Source organism: Pseudomonas xionganensis (assembly GCF_009763245.1).
In the GTDB taxonomy this organism is placed as follows: Bacteria; Pseudomonadota; Gammaproteobacteria; order Pseudomonadales; family Pseudomonadaceae; genus Aquipseudomonas; species Aquipseudomonas xionganensis.
This window is the reverse complement of sequence record NZ_WKJZ01000003.1, coordinates 341,824-358,945: the sequence shown is the minus strand read 5'-3', so window position 1 is coordinate 358,945 and position 17,122 is coordinate 341,824. Positions and strand designations below refer to the sequence as shown.

13 protein-coding genes and 1 pseudogene are annotated in these 17,122 nt (G+C 65.2%); 8 read left to right on the top strand and 6 right to left on the bottom strand.

Translation table 11 applies throughout. The annotated features are described in order from the left end of the window. Window positions 1–96: 96 nt before the first annotated feature. Together dnaB and alr are read left to right on the top strand one after the other, a co-directional pair. Complete coding sequence (gene dnaB, locus GJV18_RS16475; RefSeq protein WP_160347585.1) at window positions 97–1,491, top strand: replicative DNA helicase; 1,395 nt, start codon at window positions 97–99, stop codon at window positions 1,489–1,491. Between the two features lie 122 nt (window positions 1,492–1,613). Next, a complete protein-coding gene (alr, locus tag GJV18_RS16470; RefSeq protein ID WP_160347584.1) occupies window positions 1,614–2,690 on the top strand; it encodes an alanine racemase in 1,077 nt (358 codons plus the stop codon). Here the strand turns inward: alr and GJV18_RS16465 are convergent, their stop codons facing one another. Next, on the bottom strand, window positions 2,691–4,592 hold the full coding sequence (locus GJV18_RS16465) for a diguanylate cyclase domain-containing protein (protein ID WP_160347583.1): 1,902 nt from the start codon (window positions 4,590–4,592) through the stop codon (window positions 2,691–2,693). Between the two features lie 134 nt (window positions 4,593–4,726). Next, window positions 4,727–6,637, bottom strand: coding sequence for a diguanylate cyclase domain-containing protein (locus GJV18_RS16460; protein WP_160347582.1), 1,911 nt, complete (start codon window positions 6,635–6,637; stop codon window positions 4,727–4,729). A gap of 199 nt (window positions 6,638–6,836) precedes the next feature. Between GJV18_RS16460 and GJV18_RS16455 the strand changes: the two genes are divergently transcribed. Both GJV18_RS16455 and GJV18_RS18695 read left to right on the top strand, forming a co-directional pair. Continuing rightward, window positions 6,837–9,134: a YgiQ family radical SAM protein gene (locus GJV18_RS16455; protein ID WP_160347581.1), complete on the top strand. Its 2,298-nt coding sequence runs from the start codon at window positions 6,837–6,839 to the stop codon at window positions 9,132–9,134. Window positions 9,135–9,214: 80 nt separating this feature from the next. Further along, window positions 9,215–9,319: pseudogene (locus GJV18_RS18695) on the top strand (IS1595 family transposase); the annotation flags it as partial. A 143-nt stretch (window positions 9,320–9,462) separates the two neighbouring features. Here GJV18_RS18695 and GJV18_RS16450 read toward each other — a convergent pair. From GJV18_RS16450 to GJV18_RS16440, 3 genes are all read right to left on the bottom strand, one after another. Then, window positions 9,463–10,728: an Hsp70 family protein gene (locus GJV18_RS16450; protein WP_160347580.1), complete on the bottom strand. Its 1,266-nt coding sequence runs from the start codon at window positions 10,726–10,728 to the stop codon at window positions 9,463–9,465. Between the two features lie 135 nt (window positions 10,729–10,863). Then, a complete protein-coding gene (locus GJV18_RS16445; RefSeq protein WP_160347579.1) occupies window positions 10,864–11,310 on the bottom strand; it encodes a YqaA family protein in 447 nt (148 codons plus the stop codon). A gap of 16 nt (window positions 11,311–11,326) precedes the next feature. Further along, a complete protein-coding gene (locus GJV18_RS16440; protein ID WP_160347578.1) occupies window positions 11,327–12,055 on the bottom strand; it encodes a VC0807 family protein in 729 nt (242 codons plus the stop codon). 265 nt (window positions 12,056–12,320) lie between these two features. On the opposite strand from GJV18_RS16440, the gene GJV18_RS16435 reads away from it, so the two are divergent. The 4 genes from GJV18_RS16435 to GJV18_RS16420 are packed head-to-tail and all read left to right on the top strand — an operon-like array spanning window position 12,321 to window position 15,908. After that, window positions 12,321–13,259 carry a substrate-binding domain-containing protein gene (locus GJV18_RS16435; RefSeq protein ID WP_160347577.1) on the top strand — a complete coding sequence of 313 codons (939 nt, stop codon included), beginning with the start codon at window positions 12,321–12,323 and terminating at the stop codon, window positions 13,257–13,259. Window positions 13,260–13,311: 52 nt separating this feature from the next. Next, the gene (locus GJV18_RS16430) at window positions 13,312–14,106 is read left to right on the top strand and encodes a substrate-binding periplasmic protein (protein ID WP_160347576.1); all 795 of its coding nucleotides are present in this window, start codon (window positions 13,312–13,314) and stop codon (window positions 14,104–14,106) included. A 23-nt stretch (window positions 14,107–14,129) separates the two neighbouring features. Continuing rightward, window positions 14,130–14,873, top strand: a complete 744-nt coding sequence (locus GJV18_RS16425; RefSeq protein WP_160347575.1) for a substrate-binding periplasmic protein — start codon at window positions 14,130–14,132, stop codon at window positions 14,871–14,873. A 45-nt stretch (window positions 14,874–14,918) separates the two neighbouring features. After that, entirely contained in the window at window positions 14,919–15,908 is a 990-nt protein-coding gene (locus GJV18_RS16420) for a type II secretion system F family protein (protein ID WP_160347574.1), read from the top strand. A gap of 4 nt (window positions 15,909–15,912) precedes the next feature. On the opposite strand, the gene GJV18_RS16415 is transcribed toward GJV18_RS16420, so the two are convergent. Next, a complete protein-coding gene (locus GJV18_RS16415) occupies window positions 15,913–17,037 on the bottom strand; it encodes a methyltransferase (protein WP_160347573.1) in 1,125 nt (374 codons plus the stop codon). Between the last annotated feature and the right edge of the window lie 85 nt (window positions 17,038–17,122).

The following is a 17,122-nucleotide window of genomic DNA, read 5'->3' as shown; positions in this document are numbered from 1 at the left end:
TTGCACTTGAGTGCAGGCCCGCTAACATCGGGCACGGCATTGCGTAAGCGGTGACGTGCCCTTTGTTTTTCCCTTGCCGAATTTTTTCCCGAGCCTATGAACGATATCAGCCTGCCCGAGCAATATGACCTGCAAACCTCTGCCCTGAAGGTGCCGCCGCACTCGATCGAGGCCGAACAGGCGGTGCTGGGTGGCCTGATGCTGGACAACAACGCTTGGGAGCGCGTGCTCGATGCGGTGTCCGATGGTGATTTCTATCGGCATGACCATCGCCTGATCTTCCGCGCCATCTACAAGCTGGCCGAGCGCAACCACCCCTTCGATGTGGTGACCCTGTCCGAGCAACTGGACAAGGAAGGCCAGCTGTCCCAGGTTGGCGGCCTGGCCTACCTCGGCGAACTGGCCAAGAACACCCCCTCGGTGGCCAATATCAAGGCCTATGCGCAGATCATTCGTGAGCGTGCCACCCTGCGTCAGCTGATCGGCATCAGCAACGAGATCGCCGACAGCGCCTATGCCCCCCAGGGCCGTACCGGCGAGGAAATTCTCGACGAGGCCGAGCGCCTGATCTTCCAGATTGCCGAAGCTCGGCCGAAGACCGGTGGCCCGGTGGGGATCAATGACATCCTGGTCAAGGCCATCGACCGCATCGACACCCTGTTCAACTCCGGGGACGCCATCACCGGTCTGTCCACCGGCTTTACCGATCTGGATGCGCAGACCAGCGGTTTGCAGCCGGCCGACCTGATTATCGTCGCCGGTCGTCCCTCCATGGGTAAGACCACCTTCGCCATGAACCTGGTGGAAAATGCCCTGATGCGCAGCGACAAGGCGATTCTGGTGTACTCCCTGGAGATGCCTTCGGACTCCATCGTGATGCGTATGCTGGCGTCGCTCGGGCGTATCGATCAGACCAAGGTCCGTGCCGGACGCCTGGACGACGATGACTGGCCGCGCCTGACCAGTGCGGTCAATCTGCTCAACGACCGCAAGCTGTTTATCGACGACACCGCCGGTATTTCCCCCAGCGAAATGCGCGCCCGCACCCGCCGCCTGGCCCGTGAGCACGGTGAAATCGGCCTGATCATGGTCGACTACCTGCAGCTGATGCAGATCCCGGGCTCCAGTGGCGACAGCCGGGTCAACGAGATCTCCGAGATCTCGCGCTCGCTCAAGGCCCTGGCCAAGGAATTCAACTGCCCGGTGATCGCCCTGTCGCAGCTCAACCGCTCTCTGGAGCAGCGGCCCAACAAGCGCCCGGTAAACTCCGACCTGCGCGAATCCGGGGCCATTGAGCAGGACGCCGATATCATCATGTTCGTCTACCGTGACGAGGTCTATCACCCGGAAACCGAGTACAAGGGCGTGGCCGAGATCATCATCGGCAAGCAGCGTAACGGCCCCATCGGCACCACCCGCCTGGCCTTCCTCGGCAAGTATTCGCGCTTCGAGAACCTGGCGCCGGGCAGCTATCAGTTCGACGACGAATAACGTCCGCCCGCGCCAGCCTGCCGCGCACAGCGCGTGAGGCAACAATGGCGTGGCGCAGATCAATATAAACGGGCGCCCAGTGGTTAAACTGGGCGCCCGTTTCGTTTTCAGGACGTCTGCCCATGCGCCCATTGCTCGCCACCATCGACCTGTCCGCCATTCGTCACAACCTGGCCGTGGCCAGACGCTGTGCGCCTGGGCGGCAGGTCTTCGCCGTGGTCAAGGCCAATGCCTATGGCCATGGGGTGCGCGAGGTGGTCACGGCCCTGCATGACGAGGCCGATGGTTTTGCCGTGGCCAGCCTGGAGGAGGCCGCCGAGGTCCGTGCCCTGCACGGCACGGCGCGGATTCTGTTGCTGCAGGGCTGTTTCGAGGCCGAGGAGTACGCCTTTGCTGCCCAGTTGCAGCTGGATGTGGTGCTGCATGACGCCTGCCAGGCCGAGCAGTTGCTGGCCCAGCGCCTGAGTCGGCCCCTGGCGGTGTGGCTCAAGCTGGACAGCGGCATGCACCGCCTGGGTTTGAGCGAGGCCCAGCTGCGCGACTGGCATGGCCGTTTGCAGGGCGCCGAGCAGGTGGCCGAGCTCAATCTGCTCAGCCATTTTGCCTGCGCCGATGAGCGTGGCCATGAGCTGACCGAGCAGCAGCTGGGGGATTTTCTCGCCGTGCTGGATCTGGATTTCGCCCAGCGTTCGCTGGCCAATTCCGCCGCCGTGCTGACCATCCCGGCGGCCCATATGGACTGGCTGCGCCCCGGCATCATGCTCTATGGCGCCTCGCCCTGCGCCGAGCTGAGCGCTGCCGAGCTGGGTCTGCAACCGGCCATGAGCCTGACTGCGCGGTTGCTGGCCGTGCGCGAGGTGGCGGTGGGAGAGAGCGTTGGCTATGGCGCCACCTGGGTGGCCGAACGGGCCTCGCGCATCGGCACGGTCAGTTGCGGCTATGCCGACGGTTACCCGCGCCATGCCCCCAGCGGCACGCCGGTCTTGATCGGTGGCCAGCGGGTGCCGCTGGTCGGGCGGGTTTCCATGGATATGCTGTGCGTCGACCTGAGCGACCTGCCGGCCGCCCAGGTGGGTGATGAGGTGCAATTGTGGGGCGCGCAGCTGCCGGTGGATGAGGTGGCGCAGGCCGCCGGCACCATCGGCTACGAGTTGCTGAGCAAGGTCACCGCGCGGGTGCCGCGGCGTTATCGCAGCTGATCAGCCGAGCCCGCTGGGTACATTCAACACATCCACATGCAGGCGGGTGCTGCTGCTCAGTTCGCCGTCGTCCCCGCACACCGCCGCGCCCGAGCGACCGCGGCTCTTGACCTTGTACAGCATCTCGTCGGCGGCCTTGTACAGGCTGCTGAAGTGACTGGCGTGCTGCGGATAGAGGGCCGCGCCAATGCTGATGGTCACGCTCAGGGGCTCGGTGCCGTAAAGCACCGGCAGGGCCAGCTCGGCCAGCAGGCGTTCGGCAATCTCCCGGGCATAGCGCTCGGCATCGGCACCGCTGATCAGCACGGCGAACTCGTCGCCGCCCAGGCGCGCCACGCTGTCTTCGGCGCGCACATGCTCGCGCAGGCGGCGGGCGATGGTCTGCAGCATCAGGTCGCCGGCATCATGGCCGAAGCGATCATTGATCGGCTTGAAGTGATCCAGGTCGATCAGCAGCAGGGCCACCGCTTCCTGATGACGCTTGGCGTGGGCCAGGGCCGCTTCGCAGCGCTCGACCAGGTAACGGCGGTTGGGCAGCTCGGTCAGCGGGTCGTGGAAGGCGGCATGCTGCAGCTCCAGCTCGCGTTGCCTGAGGCGCTCGTTGGTGGCGGCCAGTTCGGCGGTGCGTTCGGTGACGGCGCGCTGCAGCTCGTCTGCGCTGGCCTGGATCATGGCCAGGCGCGCGCTTTTCTCGCGGTCGGCCTGGAGGATGGCGTCGGCCTTTTCCTGCTTGAGCATCTGGATGCGATAGGCCAGGGCGAAGGAGAACAGGATGGTTTCCGCCGCCACGGCGATGGGGAACAGGTAGGCGGTGAAGTTGCTCGGCTGGATCAGCCCTGCGGCGCGCATCACCAGCACGGCGGTGCTGCCCAGCACCGCGCCATAACCCAGCAGGTAGAAACGCGCCGGAATAAACCCCTGGTAGCAGCGCACCACCGCGCTGAGCAGGGCCATGGACACGCTGAAGATGGGCGTCAGGGCAATCATCAGGGCGGCTTCGGCACGGTAGCCGGCGATATTCACCAGCATGGCGGCGGCGTAGCACAGGGCGCCCAGGTTGAGGATGCGATGGGGCCAGCGCAGGCCCCGGCGGGTGTAGAGCAGCTCCTGGGTAAAGCGGATCACGAAGATCCCCCACAGCGCCGGCAGGGTGATGCGATCCAGCCAGAAGGGCACGGCCTGGCCCGGCCACAGGTACTGGAAGCCGTGGCCGGTCATGCTCAGGATAAACACCAGTACGCAGGCGGTGGCCAGCACGTACCAGAGGTAGGCGCGGTCGCGCAGGGCGACGAGGATAAACAGGTTGTACAGCAGCAGGGCGAAGATGACCCCGTAGATCAGGCCAAAGCCGATATTTTCCTGGCTGGCCTGCTGTTCCAGATCGAGCAGTTGCCAGACTTTCAGGGGGAAGGAGTTGCCGGCCGGGTCATAGCTGCGAAAGTACAGGGTCAGCGGCTCAGCGCCGAGCTCCGGCAGTTTGAACAGCATGCGCCGGTAGGCGTGGTCGCGCCCGGCCGCATAGCTGGTGCCGACACCGCTCTCACGCTCCATCCAGCCGCCCTGGCCGTCGGGCAGGTAGAGCTGCAGGCGGTAAATGGTGATGCCGGCATTTTCCAGCCACCACTGCGCCGGGGCATCACTGCTGCGGCGCAGGCTGACCTTGATCCACCAGGGGTTGCGGCTGTGGCCCACGGTGGCCAGGCCATTGGCCGGACGAAAGCGCTGCTGCACGGCCGGGTCGGCCATATCGGCGATACTCAGTTGGCCGCCGATGTCTTCCAGCAACTCGATGCCGTGATTGAGCGACAGGCCGCTGCTGCCCGGAGTCAGCAGGATGGCGGCGCTGGCCTGAGCGCCGAGAAGGCCCAGTAGCAGTAGGAGCGAGAGAATCAGGCGCGGCACTGCAGGTTTCCGGGCAATGGCTTTGGCCCGAGTATAGGCTCAGGTCGATAAGCGATTGACGACGCCACGAAAGTGCGGGGGCGGGTGGCGATAAACGGTGTCAAATGGCCGATAAGCGTACGAAGTCCGTCGTTTCAGCCCAACCCGCTCGGGGTGTTAAGGACGTCCACCTGCAGCCGTGCGCTGCTGCTCATCTCGCCATCCTCCCCGCAGATCGCCGAGCCCGAGCGGCCACGACTCTTGACCTTGTAGAGCATTTCGTCGGCGGCCTTGTACAGGCTGGTGAAGTTACTGGCGTGTTGCGGATACAGGGCCACGCCGATGCTGATGGTCACGGTCAGGGATTCGGCGCCGTAGAGAACCGGCTGCGCCAGTTCGGCCAGCAGGCGCTCGGCAATCTCCCGGGCATGCTGCTGGGCATCGGCGCCGCCGATCAGGGCGGCGAACTCGTCACCGCCCAGGCGCGCCACGCTGTCTTCGGCGCGCACATGTTCGCGCAGGCGGCGGGCGATGACCTGCAGCATCAGGTCGCCAGCGTCGTGGCCGAAGCGGTCGTTGATCGGTTTGAAGTGATCCAGGTCGATCAGCAGCAGGGCCACGGACTGGTTATGTCGCTTGGCATGGGCCAGGGCCGCTTCGCAGCGCTCGATCAGGTAACGGCGGTTGGGCAACTCGGTCAGGGGGTCGTGGAAGGCCGCATGCTGCAGCTCAAGCTCACGCTCCTGCAGGCGCTCGTTGGTTGCTGCCAGTTCGGCGGTGCGCTCGGTCACCGCGCGCTGCAGTTCATCGGCGCTGGCCTGAACCATGGCCAGGCGCGCGGTTTTCTCACGGTCGGCCTGCAGCACCGCATCGGCCTTTTCCTGCTTGAGGATCTGGATGCGGTAGGCCAGGGCAAAGGAGAACAGAATGGACTCGGCCGCCACCGCCACGGGAAAGATATAGGCATTCAGGGCCGAGGGTTGCAGCACCCCGGTGGCGCGCAGCAGCAGAATCGCCACGCTGCCCAGTACCAGGCCGTAACCGTAGAGATACAGCAGGGCCGGGAAGAAGCCCTGACGCCAGCGGATCAGGGCCGCACCCAGGGCCGCCGGGATGCTGGTCAGCGACAGCAGCGCGATCAGCCAGGCGGAGTAATGGCGCTGGTCGAGAAAGGCCAGGGCGATGGCGAGGATATAGACCCCGCAGGCCATGCTCAGCAGGTGGTGGGCCCAGCGCACATGGAGGCGGGTTTGCAGCAGGGTCTGGGCGAAGCGGCTGGCGCACAGGCCCCAGAGCGAGGGCAGGGTGATGCGATCCAGCCACACCGGCACGGCCTGGCCGGGCCAGAGGTACTGGGCACCATGGCCGGTCATGCTGAGGATAAACACCAGGGCAAAGCCGGTGGTCAGCACGTACCAGAAGTAGGCCTTGTCGCGCAGGGCAATCAGGATAAACAGGTTGTACAGCAGCAGGGCCAGGATCACCCCGTAGACCAGGCCCAGGCCCAGATTTTCCTGGGTAGCGGTCTGGGTCAGGTCTTCCAGCTGCCACACCCGCAGGGGGAAGGAGTTGCCGGCCGGGTCATAGGTGCGCAGGTAGAAGGTCAGCGGCTGTTCATCCAGTTCGGGCAGACGGAACAGCGCGCGGCGGTAGGGGTGGTCGCGCCCCTCATTGAAACCGACCCGCTCGCCGGCCTGGCGCATCTGCCAGTTGCCCTGGGCATCGGGAAAATACAGCTGCAGATCGAGCAGGGTGACGGCGCCGACCTCCAGCCACCAGGCAGAGGGTGCATCGGCGCTGCGCTGCAGGCTGACCTTGAGCCACCAGGGGTTGCGGCTCTGGCCCACGCTGGCCCGGCCGTTGGCGGGTTGAAAGCGGCTCTGCACGGCGGGGTCGGCCATATCGGCGATGCTCAGTCGGGCGCCGATGTCTTCCAGCAGTTCGATCTGACCGTTCAGGGCCTGACCGCTGCTGGCCGGGCCCAGTAGTGCTGGCGTCGCCGCCAAGCTCAGGCCATGACTCAGCAGCCCCAACAACAGAATGATTCTGCTCAGTAACCCCTGCACCGCATGCGCCCCTGTACTTCTGATTATTCGGTCGATGCCATATGGCCAGCAGTATAGGCATGGCTGGGGTTGTGATCACAGATGCTGGGCGAGGTTTGTGCGGCGGCGGGTAAGCAAAACCCAGCGCGCCAGTCGGGTTTGGTTAAAATTTGTGCTATATTCCGCGGCCGTTAAAACCTGTCTCAGTTGGTCACCTTCCATGCAAGCAGCCAAGCCGTTGTTCGATTATCCAAAATACTGGGCCGAGTGCTTCGGGCCGGCGCCTTTCCTGCCGATGAGCCGGGAAGAGATGGATCTGCTGGGCTGGGACAGCTGCGACATCATCATCGTCACCGGCGATGCCTATGTGGACCATCCGTCTTTCGGCATGGCCATTATCGGCCGGCTGCTGGAGTCCCAGGGCTTTCGCGTGGGCATCATTGCCCAGCCGGACTGGACCAGCAAAGACGATTTCATGAAGCTGGGCGAGCCGAACCTGTTCTTCGGCGTGGCGGCCGGCAACATGGACTCGATGATCAACCGCTACACCGCCGACAAGAAGATCCGCAGCGACGACGCCTATACCCCCGGCGGTCTGGCCGGCAAGCGGCCGGATCGCGCCAGCCTGGTGTACAGCCAGCGCTGCAAGGAAGCCTACAAGCATGTGCCGATCGTGCTCGGCGGCATCGAGGCCTCCTTGCGCCGTATCGCTCACTACGATTACTGGCAGGACAAGGTGCGCCATTCGATCCTGATCGACGCCTGCGCCGACATCCTGCTGTTCGGCAACGCCGAGCGGGCCATTGTCGAGGTGGCCCAGCGCCTGGCGTTCGGCCAGAAGATCGAAACCATCACCGATGTGCGCGGCACTGCCTTTATCCGCCGCGACACCCCCGAGGGCTGGCTGGAGATCGACTCCACCCGCATCGACCGCCCGGGCAAGATCGACAAGATCATCAACCCCTATGTGAATACCCAGGACACTGCCGCCTGCGCCATCGAGCAGGAAAAGGGCCCGGTCGAAGATCCCAACGAAGCCAAGGTGGTCGAGCTGCTGCCGCACCCGCGCCTGGAGCGCGACAAGACGGTGATCCGTCTGCCGTCCTTCGAGAAGGTGCGTGGCGATGCCGTGCTCTATGCCCACGCCAACCGCGTGCTGCACCTGGAGACCAACCCGGGCAACGCCCGCGCCCTGGTGCAGAAACATGGCGAGGTGGATGTGTGGTTCAACCCGCCACCCATCCCCCTGACCACCGAGGAAATGGACTATGTGTTCGGCATGCCCTATGCGCGCGTGCCGCACCCGGGCTATGGCAAGGAAAAGATCCCGGCCTATGAGATGATCCGCTTCTCGGTGAACATCATGCGTGGCTGTTTCGGGGGCTGCACCTTCTGCTCCATCACCGAGCACGAAGGGCGCATCATTCAAAACCGCTCCCACGACTCGATCATCCGCGAGATCGAGGAGATGCGCGACCAGGTGCCGGGCTTTACCGGGGTGGTTTCCGACCTCGGCGGGCCGACCGCCAATATGTACCGCATCGCCTGCAAGGACCCGGAGATCGAGAAGCACTGCCGCAAGCCGTCCTGCGTGTTCCCCGGCATCTGCGAGAACCTCAATACCGACCATTCGTCGCTGATCGAACTGTACCGCAAGGCCCGCGCCCTGCCGGGGGTGAAGAAGATCCTGATCGCCTCGGGCCTGCGCTATGACCTGGCCGTGGAGTCGCCAGAGTACGTCAAGGAGCTGGTCACCCACCATGTCGGCGGCTACCTGAAGATCGCCCCGGAGCACACCGAGCGCGGTCCGCTGGACAAGATGATGAAGCCGGGCATCGGCAGCTACGACCGCTTCAAGCGCATGTTCGAGAAATACTCGAAGGAAGCGGGCAAGGAGCAGTACCTGATCCCCTACTTTATCGCCGCGCACCCGGGCACCACGGACGAGGACATGATGAACCTCGCCCTGTGGCTCAAGCGCAACGATTTCCGTGCCGACCAGGTGCAGGCCTTCTATCCCTCGCCCATGGCCACCGCCACGGCCATGTACCACTCAGGCAAGAACCCGCTGCGCAAGGTCACCTACAAGTCCGATGGTGTGACCATCGTCAAGAGCGAGGCGCAGCGCCGTCTGCACAAGGCCTTTTTGCGCTACCACGATCCCAAGGGCTGGCCGCTGCTGCGCGAGGCTCTGGAGCGCATGGGCCGCAGCGATCTGATCGGCCCGGGCAAGCATCAGCTGATTCCGGCCCACCAGCCCAAGGTGGACGAGTACCACAGCGCGCGGCGGAAGAACTCCACCCCGGCCGGCAGCAAGAAGGTCGGCAAGGAAAGCACCCGCATCCTCACCCAGCACAGCGGCCTGCCGCCGCGCGCGAGCAACGGCGGCAACCCCTGGGACAAGCGCGAGCAGGCCAAGGCTGCGGCCTTTGCCAAACTGCAGGAAGAGAAGAAGGGCGCCGCCGGCGGCAAGGGCAAGGGCAAGAAACCGGCCAAGCGGCCGGCAGTTCCGCGTTGATCGCGTAGGGTGGATCGCGCTCTATCGATCCACCATGCAACGCCGATGGTGGATGAAAAAGCGTCATCCACCCTACGGGTCTGGGCTGGCGCCGTATGCTTGAGCGTTACCAGCAACGTATTCAGCCGGATCACTGCATCCAAGAAGCGATTGGGCGCACCATGCAACACGCTATTGGTACATAGCCATAAAAAACGCCAGCACCGTGCTGGCGTTTTTTATTCTGGCGGTAGGGCTGCTGATCCATTGCGTAGGGTGGATGACGTTTTTCTCATCTACCATAGTGCCGCTAGTGGTGGATGGATAAAGCGCCATCCACCCTACGGCCTTAGCCGTAGCGCTTGTACGCCTCAATGGCCAGGCCGCTGCCGATGCTGCCGAAGGTATTGCCTTCCACCTGGCGGGCGTTGGGCAGCAGGGCCGCCACGCTCTGGCGCAGCAGCGGTACGCCGCTGGAGCCCCCGGTAAAGAACAGCGTATCGACCTGTTCGGGCTTGAGTCCGGCAGTCGCCAGCAACTGCTCAATACTGCTGCGGATGCGCGCCAGCAATGGCTCGATGGCCCCTTCGAACAGCCCGCGATTGAGTTCGGCCACCAGCCCCGGCTCGATCCGGTCCAGGTCGATGGGCCGTGTCTCCTGCTCGCTCAGGGCGATCTTGCTGTCTTCCACCTGCATGGCCAGCCAGTGGCCTTCGCGGCGTTCGATCAGCTGGAACAGGCGGTCGATGCCGGTCGGGTCGACAATGTCGTAACGCATGCTCTGCAACTGGCGCTGGGACTGCGCCGAATAGACCGCGTTGATGGTGTGCCAGGTGGCCAGGTTGAGGTGGGTGCTGGTGGGCATCGGTGCATCGCTTTTCATCCGGCTGCCGTAGCCGAACAGCGGCATCACCCCGGCCAGGGACAGCTGCTTGTCGAAGTCGGTGCCGCCGATATGCACGCCGCCGGTGGCGAGGATATCCTCATGGCGCTCGGCAATGGCGCGGCGCTCCGGGGCCAGGCGCACCAGGGAGAAGTCCGAGGTGCCGCCGCCGATATCGACGATCAGCACCAGCTCTTCGCGCTCAATGTCGGACTCGTAGTCGAAGGCCGCGGCAATCGGTTCGTACTGGAAGGACACCTCCTTGAACCCGAGCGTATGCGCCACCGTTACCAGGGTGTTCTGCGCCTCCAGATCGGCCACTGGGTCGTCATCGACGAAAAACACCGGGCGCCCCAGCACCACTTCCTCGAAGGGGCGGTCGGCCAGGCTTTCCGCGCGGGCCTTCAGCTCACCGATAAAGAAGCCGAGCAGGGTCTTGAACGGCAGGGCACTGCCCAGCACCGTGGTTTCGCTTTTCAGCAGCTTGCTGCCCAGCAGGCTTTTCAGCGAGCGCATCAGGCGGCCCTCGTAGCCTTCCAGGTATTCCTGCAGGGCCTGGCGGCCATAGACCGGACGGCGCTCTTCGCTGTTGAAGAACACCACCGAAGGCAGGGTGATCTTGCCGTCTTCCAGGGCAATCAGCGGCTCGGCGTCTGGACGCAGCCAGCCGACGGTGGAGTTGGAGGTACCGAAGTCGATACCACAGGCGCGGGCGGGGGCGGAAAGGCTCATGGGGCGGACTGCTGGTTAAAAACGGCCGCGCATTCTAGGGCAGTGCGCCCGCTTGCGCAGCACCGCGTATCGCGCTGCGCCAAATAAAACCGCGGGCGTCATGCTCGCCAATCCTGGCGCGAGCCGGGGAGAGCGCTACAGGCTGGGCAGCAGCTGCAGGGTCAGGGTGGTGAGCACCAGGTAGCGTCCGGTCTTGGCCAGACTAACGATCAGCACAAACACCCACAGGCGTTCGCGCATCACCCCGGCCACCAGGGTCAGGGGGTCACCGATCACCGGCAGCCAGCTCAGCAGCAGTGACCAACGGCCATAGCGGGCATACCAGGTCTGGGCCTGCTGCAAGCGCTCGGGGCTGACGGGGAACCAGCGCTTGTCGCGGTAGTGCTCGATAGACAGGCCCAGCCACCAGTTGAGCAGCGAGCCCAGCACATTGCCCAGGCTGGCCACCAGTACCAGTGCCCAGGCGGGATGGGCCCCGCCGAGCAGCAGGGCCACCAGCAGGCTTTCCGACTGCAGGGGGAGCAGCGTCGCCGCGCCCAGGGCCGAGAGAAACAGCCCCAGGTAGGCCGACAGGCTCAACATGCGTGGCGGCGGGCGATCAGGAGGCCGAATCCTGCTCGGCGTTCGCCATCACCTCTTCCAGCTTGAGCCCGGTCAGGCCGTGGATGGTGCGCCACAGGTAATAGAAGATGGCCATCAGCATGATCATCGAGGGGATGGCGATCATCGGGTAGCTGAGCAGATTCATCCGCCCCAGCTCGGCGTTGAAGGCCTCGCTGCCCGCCGGGCTGATGACGATCCACTTGGCCAGCACATAGTTCATCGCCGAGGAGAAGAAGAAGGTGCCGCTCAGCCAGTAGGTGGCCTTGAGCAGGCGCGCCTCGAACTGCTGGGTGTTGCCACCCTGTTCCAGGCGCGCGTGGATCTTGTCCACGTTGAGCACGCTCTTGTTGAACAGCAGGGTGCGGATCAGCGGGTAGCGGGTGCGGGTCGAGGCCAGCACGGCGATGCCGATCAGGCCGGGGATGGTGGCTTCCTTGATCGCCAGCCACTGGTTGTCCAGCTTGAGCAGGCCGATGCCGCCGGTAAGCAGCACGCTGATCAGGCCGAGCAGGGCGATAAAGTTGAACTTGCGGTACTTGATCAGCTCGAAGGCGCCCCAGCTGAAGGGGAAGGCCAGGGCCAGCAGCAGTGCGCCATCGGCGCCCAGATTCGCTTCGCCACTGAGCTTCATCAGAATCATCGAGGGAATCAGCAGGCTGATCAGCAGATCGACCAGTGGCCTGGGCTTGTGCGTGGGGTGGGTGCTCTGTGTGGTATCGGTCATATCGTTCGGCATGTGGAGTTGAGGGCTGATCATCGCCTGCCTGGGCAGCGGCTGCCAGCCCGGCGGTCGTCTGGACTGTGAAAAAGTGTGAAGGCAGGACAGGTGCGCTGGAAATCTGGCGGATGACCGGTCGTGTTCTGGCCGGTGCGCCTAAGTCGCTGATGCTAGAGTGACAGTATCGGGTCGCACAAGGATGGAGGATCTTTTGGTGGCGTCCGCCGGGTGTGGGCGTCGGTTTCCAGGGCTGCTTACCGGGAGCGTTCTGATGTCAATCAGACCACGGTGCTGTCATCTGCTAAAGGGTCTGGCCCTGTGTTGCCTGGCCCTGCCGGTTTACGCGGCTGAGTGCCTGGGTGTGGTGCCGGCAGGCGATACGGCCTTCTGGCGGCAGGTGGAGATCGGTGCCCAGCAGGCTGCCCGCGAGCTGGATGTGCGCCTCTACCTGCGCGGCCCGCTGCGCGAGGGGGGCGTCGACGCGCAGTTGCAGGTCATCGAGCTGCTGCTCGGGCAGGGTTGCAAGGCCCTGGTCATTGCCCCGGCTGGCGAGGCCATCGCGCCACGCGTCAGGCAGTTGCAGGCCGGCGGCATTCCCACGCTGTATATGGATCGCAGCCTGGGCGAGCAGGCGCCACTGGGGCTGGTGGCCACCGACAATTTCGCTGCCGGCTACCTGGCTGGCGAGCATATGGCCCTGCTGCTCCAAGGGCGCGGGCAGGTGGCGTTGTTGCGCCTGCAGCAGGACGTGCATTCGACCAGCGAGCGCGAGCGTGGTTTTCGCCAGGGCGCCGAGGCCGGCGGTCTGCAGGTGCTGGTCGACCGCTATGTGGGTGATGACAGCCAGCTGGTGGTCGAGGCACTGGGCGAGCAGCTGGAACAGCTCGATGGCCTGTTCACCCCCAATAGCACCAGCTCGCGGGCAGCCCTGGCGGCCATGCGCCGCCTGCGCAAGGCTGGGCAGCGGGTGCATATCGGCTTCGACGGTGACGAGGTGCTGCTCGAAGCCCTGCGCCTGGGGGATATGCATGCCCTGCTGGTGCAGCAGCCACGGGTTATCGGCTACCAGTCCGTGGTGCTCGCACACCAGGCCATGCAGGCCGGTATGACCGGGCCGCCGGTCCATACCCTGCTGCCGGCGCGGTTGATCACCCGGGCCAATATGCTCGATCTGTACGAGACGTTGCGCGATGGCCCACAAGCGCCATAGCGCCAATGAATCTATGGCATTGCACGCCACCAACCGACAGCGGGGGCAGAGCATGATCATCAGGCAGGCACTTACCGCGGTTATCGGCCTCTGCTGGTGCACGCTATTGAGCGCGGCGCCGCTGCGTTTATATACCGAGGACTATCGCCCGCTGAGTTTTATCGACAATGGCGTGCTCAGCGGCATGGCGGTGGAAGTGGCCGAAACCCTGCTACGCGATACCCAGCAGGCCGCAGTGATCGAGCTGGTGCCCTGGACCCGGGCCTATCAGCAGGCCCTGCGTGAGGCCAATGTGGGGATTTTCCCCACGGTGCGCACGCCCCGCCGTGAGGCCAGGTTTCACTGGGTCGGCCCCATCGCCGCCGGTCATACCAGCTTCTATAGCCGCAAGACGGACGGTCTGCAGGTGCGCAACCTGGAGGACGTGGCGCGCCTGGGCACCCTGGCGGTGCCCAAGCAGTGGTATTCCCATGAGCTGCTCAGCGAAATGGGGCTCAATACCCTCTATGCGGTGCCCACCCCGGAACACATGATGCGAATGTTCAAGCACCGCCGGGTAGCGCTGCTGCTGGCCAACAGCCTGACCCTGGATGCCCTGCTGGCCACCCAGGACATGCGCCGCGAGCAGTTGCAGCTGCATTACACCCTGATGGATCACAAGACCTATATCGCTTTTTCCCTGGGCACCGATCCCGCGCTGGTGCGGCGCTGGCAGCAGGCGCTGGACAATTTGCGGCGCAACGGCGAGCTGGCGCGCATTCATCGGCGCTGGTTCCCCCAGGCGGGCGAGGCCGAGTTGTCGGAGATCATCGACCTGCCGCCGGGCGGCTGCGCGGCGGCCTGCTAGGCTTGGCGCAGTGGAGGCCCATCATGCTGCGTCGTTATTTACTTGGTCTGGTGTTGCTGCTGAGTGCGGGTGCTGCGCAGGCGGCCGAGTTACAGCTGCTGACCGAGGAGGCACCGCCCACCAGCTTCAGCCGTGACGGCGAGCTTGATGGCTTTGCCGTGGAGGTGGTGCGGGCCCTGATCGCGCGCACCGGGGACAAGGCCAGTATTGAGCTGCTGCCCTGGACCCGCGCCTATCACCTGGCCCAGCATCAGGCGGATACGGCGTTGTTTGCCACGGTGCGCACGGCCGAGCGCGAGGCGCGCTTTCAGTGGGTGGGGCCGATCCTGCAGGGCACCACCAGTTTCTATTCCCTGAAATCCCGTGGGCTGCGCTTCGACAGCCTGGCGCAGGTGGCCGCCAGCGGACCGCTGGCCGTGCCCAAGCAGTGGTACAGCTTCGAGACCCTGAAGGCCATGGGGCTGGACAATCTTTATGCTGTCAGCGGGTCGAAGCAGATGGTGACCATGCTCAAGCATGGCCGGGTGCAGCTGATCGCCACCGAGGACCTGACCCTGGCCGACGAACTGAGCGCCGGCGGGCTCGACGCCGACGCGGTGCAGGCGCATCTGCCCTTTATGCAATCGAGCTACTACATCGCCTTCTCCCCGCACACCGACAGCGCGCGGGTAGTGCGCTGGCAGCAGGCGCTGCAGGGCATGCGCAAGGACGGCAGCTTCGAGGCGATTTTTCGCCGCTGGTTTGCCGAGGCGCCGCTGCCGCCTTGAGCCGATCTATGGCAGTCTGAGGTCCTGCCTTGTCCGAGCGTGCCTATGCCCCGTGTACCTGTAGCCAACCCCAGTGCGGCCAACCGTGCCCAGTTGTTCAGCCAGCTGGCGGCCATGGAACGGGCCGGTTTGCCGCTGTTGCAGGCCCTGGCCACGGTGCAGCTACCGGCTGCCCTGGCGCCTGCCATGGCGCACTGGCGGCGGCAGCTGGAGCAGGGGCGGGAGCTGGCCAGTGCCGGGCAGCTCTGCGGGCTGTTGAGCCCGCTGGATGCCAGCCTGATCCGCGCGGCCCAGGCCAGTGGTTGTCTGGCCACCCTGCTGCAGCGTCTGACCCAGCGCTACGAGCAGCAGGCCCGGCAGCGGGCGGCCCTCAAGTCGCGGCTGCTGATGCCCCTGGCGGTGCTGGTGCTGGCGCTGTTTATCCAGCCGTTGCCGGCGCTGGTGGGCGGTCAGCTGACGCCTGCCGGCTACCTGTGGCACTGCCTGCAGCCGCTATTCGCTCTGGCCCTGATCTATGGGCTGGGGCGTTGGTTATGGCAGCGCAACGAGCGCGATCCCGAGGGCCAGGGGGCGTTGCTTGGCGCCGTGTTGGCGCGCTTGCCGCTGCTCGGGGACTTCTACCTGCGCAGCAATCTGCGGGATTTCTTTGCCACCCTGGGGCTGCTGCTGGAGGCCGGTCTACCCATGCTCGATGCCCTGCCCAGGGCCTGTGCCACTCTGCGCAGCCGGCCCGTGCGCCTGCAGCTGGAGAGCCTGGCGCAACGTATCGAGACCGGCCAGTCGCTGGCTCAGGCCCTGGCCCCGCTGCAATTTCCCGGCAGGGCCGTGGCCCTGAGCCTGATCGGTACGGGGGAGGCCAGCGGCAGCCTGCCCGCCAGCCTGCAGCGCTACGCTGCCAGCGAAACCGCGCGTCTGGACAGCTTTCGTGAACAGTTGGCGCTGTGGCTGCCCCGGCTGTTCTATGCCGCGGTGCTGCTGTGGATGGCCCAGGGCATTCTCGGCAGCGGCGCGTTTAATCCGCCTGCGCTGCCCTGACCCCCTATTTGCGCGCCTTGAGCACGACGAACTTGGGCATGGCGGCGACCTGTTCGACGCCGCGGAACAGGCGCGCCAGCTTGGCGTGATAACCCAGGTGGCGGTTGCCTACGATCCACAGCTCGCCGCCGGTGACCAGGGCGTTGCGCGCCTGCTGGAACATGCGCCAGGCGAGAAAGTCGCCAACCACCTGCTGCTGGTGGAAGGGCGGGTTGCACAGCACCAGGTCCAGGGACTCCGGCGCCTGTTCGGCCAGCCCGTCACCGGCGCGAATGTCCACGGGGCGCTGACCCAGAATCGCCTGCCAGTTTTCCTGGGCCGATTGCACGGCCATATAGGACTCATCCACCAGGGTCAGCTCGGCCTCGGGGCTGCCCAGGGCGTAGGCGATGCCGAGCACGCCATTGCCGCAGCCGAGGTCGGCCACCCGCTGGCGGCCCAGGTGCCGAGGCAGGTGCGGGAGAAAGGCACGGGTGCCAATGTCCAGCCCTTCGCGGCAGAACAGGTTGGCATGGTTGAGCAGCTCGATGGCCGGCTGCTCCAGGCGGTAGCGGCTGGGGTAGGGCGATTGCGGCGCGGGCCTGGGCTCGGGGCTGGCCAGCAGCAGGCGGGCCTTTTTCACCGCCAGCAAGGCCTGCACCGGGCCGATATATTGTTCCAGCAGATCGCCGGCAGCCCGGGGCAGGTGCTTGAGCATGGCTGTGGCAATCACCCGGGCGCCGGGCGCCAGCTGGCCGTGCAGGCGAATCAGCTGCTCTTCCAGCAGGGCCAGGGTCTTGGGGATGCGGATCAGCACCAGGTCGAACGGCCCCGCAGCGGTCTCGCTGGCCGGGATAAAGCGCACGCGCTGGGCGTCCAGGTGGTTGCGCCGGGCATTGGCCTGCAAGCCCAGATAGGCCAGGTGCGAGTCGCCACTGCTGCTCACCTGGCACTGTTCGGCCAGGTTCAGGGCCAGGGCGCCGAAACTGTCGTTGAGCACCAGGCAGCGGGTGGCGGCGCTCAAGCCCTGCTCATGCAGGTGCTTGAGCAAGTATTCATCGGCGGCATCGAAAGCCTGCAGCGGCTCTTTCTGCTGTTCGGGCTGGCGGATCAGGTCCAGCTGGGCAAAGGGCGTATCGAATATAGGCATATAGATCGCTGGTGTTTGTGAGCGGCGCTTTGCGCGACACTGCGCAGCAGAGCTACTGCAAAGCAGAGCTACTGCGCAGCAGGCT

Bases quoted from the DNA above. Each gene is read 5' to 3' on its own strand.
- dnaB (WP_160347585.1), top strand. From the start codon at position 97: ATGAACGATATCAGCCTGCCCGAGCAATATGACCTGCAAACCTCTGCC.
- alr (WP_160347584.1), top strand. From the start codon at position 1,614: ATGCGCCCATTGCTCGCCACCATCGACCTGTCCGCCATTCGTCACAAC.
- GJV18_RS16455 (WP_160347581.1), top strand. From the start codon at position 6,837: ATGCAAGCAGCCAAGCCGTTGTTCGATTATCCAAAATACTGGGCCGAG.
- GJV18_RS16450 (WP_160347580.1), bottom strand. From the start codon at position 10,728: ATGAGCCTTTCCGCCCCCGCCCGCGCCTGTGGTATCGACTTCGGTACC.
- GJV18_RS16445 (WP_160347579.1), bottom strand. From the start codon at position 11,310: ATGTTGAGCCTGTCGGCCTACCTGGGGCTGTTTCTCTCGGCCCTGGGC.
- GJV18_RS16440 (WP_160347578.1), bottom strand. From the start codon at position 12,055: ATGACCGATACCACACAGAGCACCCACCCCACGCACAAGCCCAGGCCA.
- GJV18_RS16435 (WP_160347577.1), top strand. From the start codon at position 12,321: ATGTCAATCAGACCACGGTGCTGTCATCTGCTAAAGGGTCTGGCCCTG.
- GJV18_RS16430 (WP_160347576.1), top strand. From the start codon at position 13,312: ATGATCATCAGGCAGGCACTTACCGCGGTTATCGGCCTCTGCTGGTGC.
- GJV18_RS16425 (WP_160347575.1), top strand. From the start codon at position 14,130: ATGCTGCGTCGTTATTTACTTGGTCTGGTGTTGCTGCTGAGTGCGGGT.
- GJV18_RS16420 (WP_160347574.1), top strand. From the start codon at position 14,919: ATGCCCCGTGTACCTGTAGCCAACCCCAGTGCGGCCAACCGTGCCCAG.
- GJV18_RS16415 (WP_160347573.1), bottom strand. From the start codon at position 17,037: ATGCCTATATTCGATACGCCCTTTGCCCAGCTGGACCTGATCCGCCAG.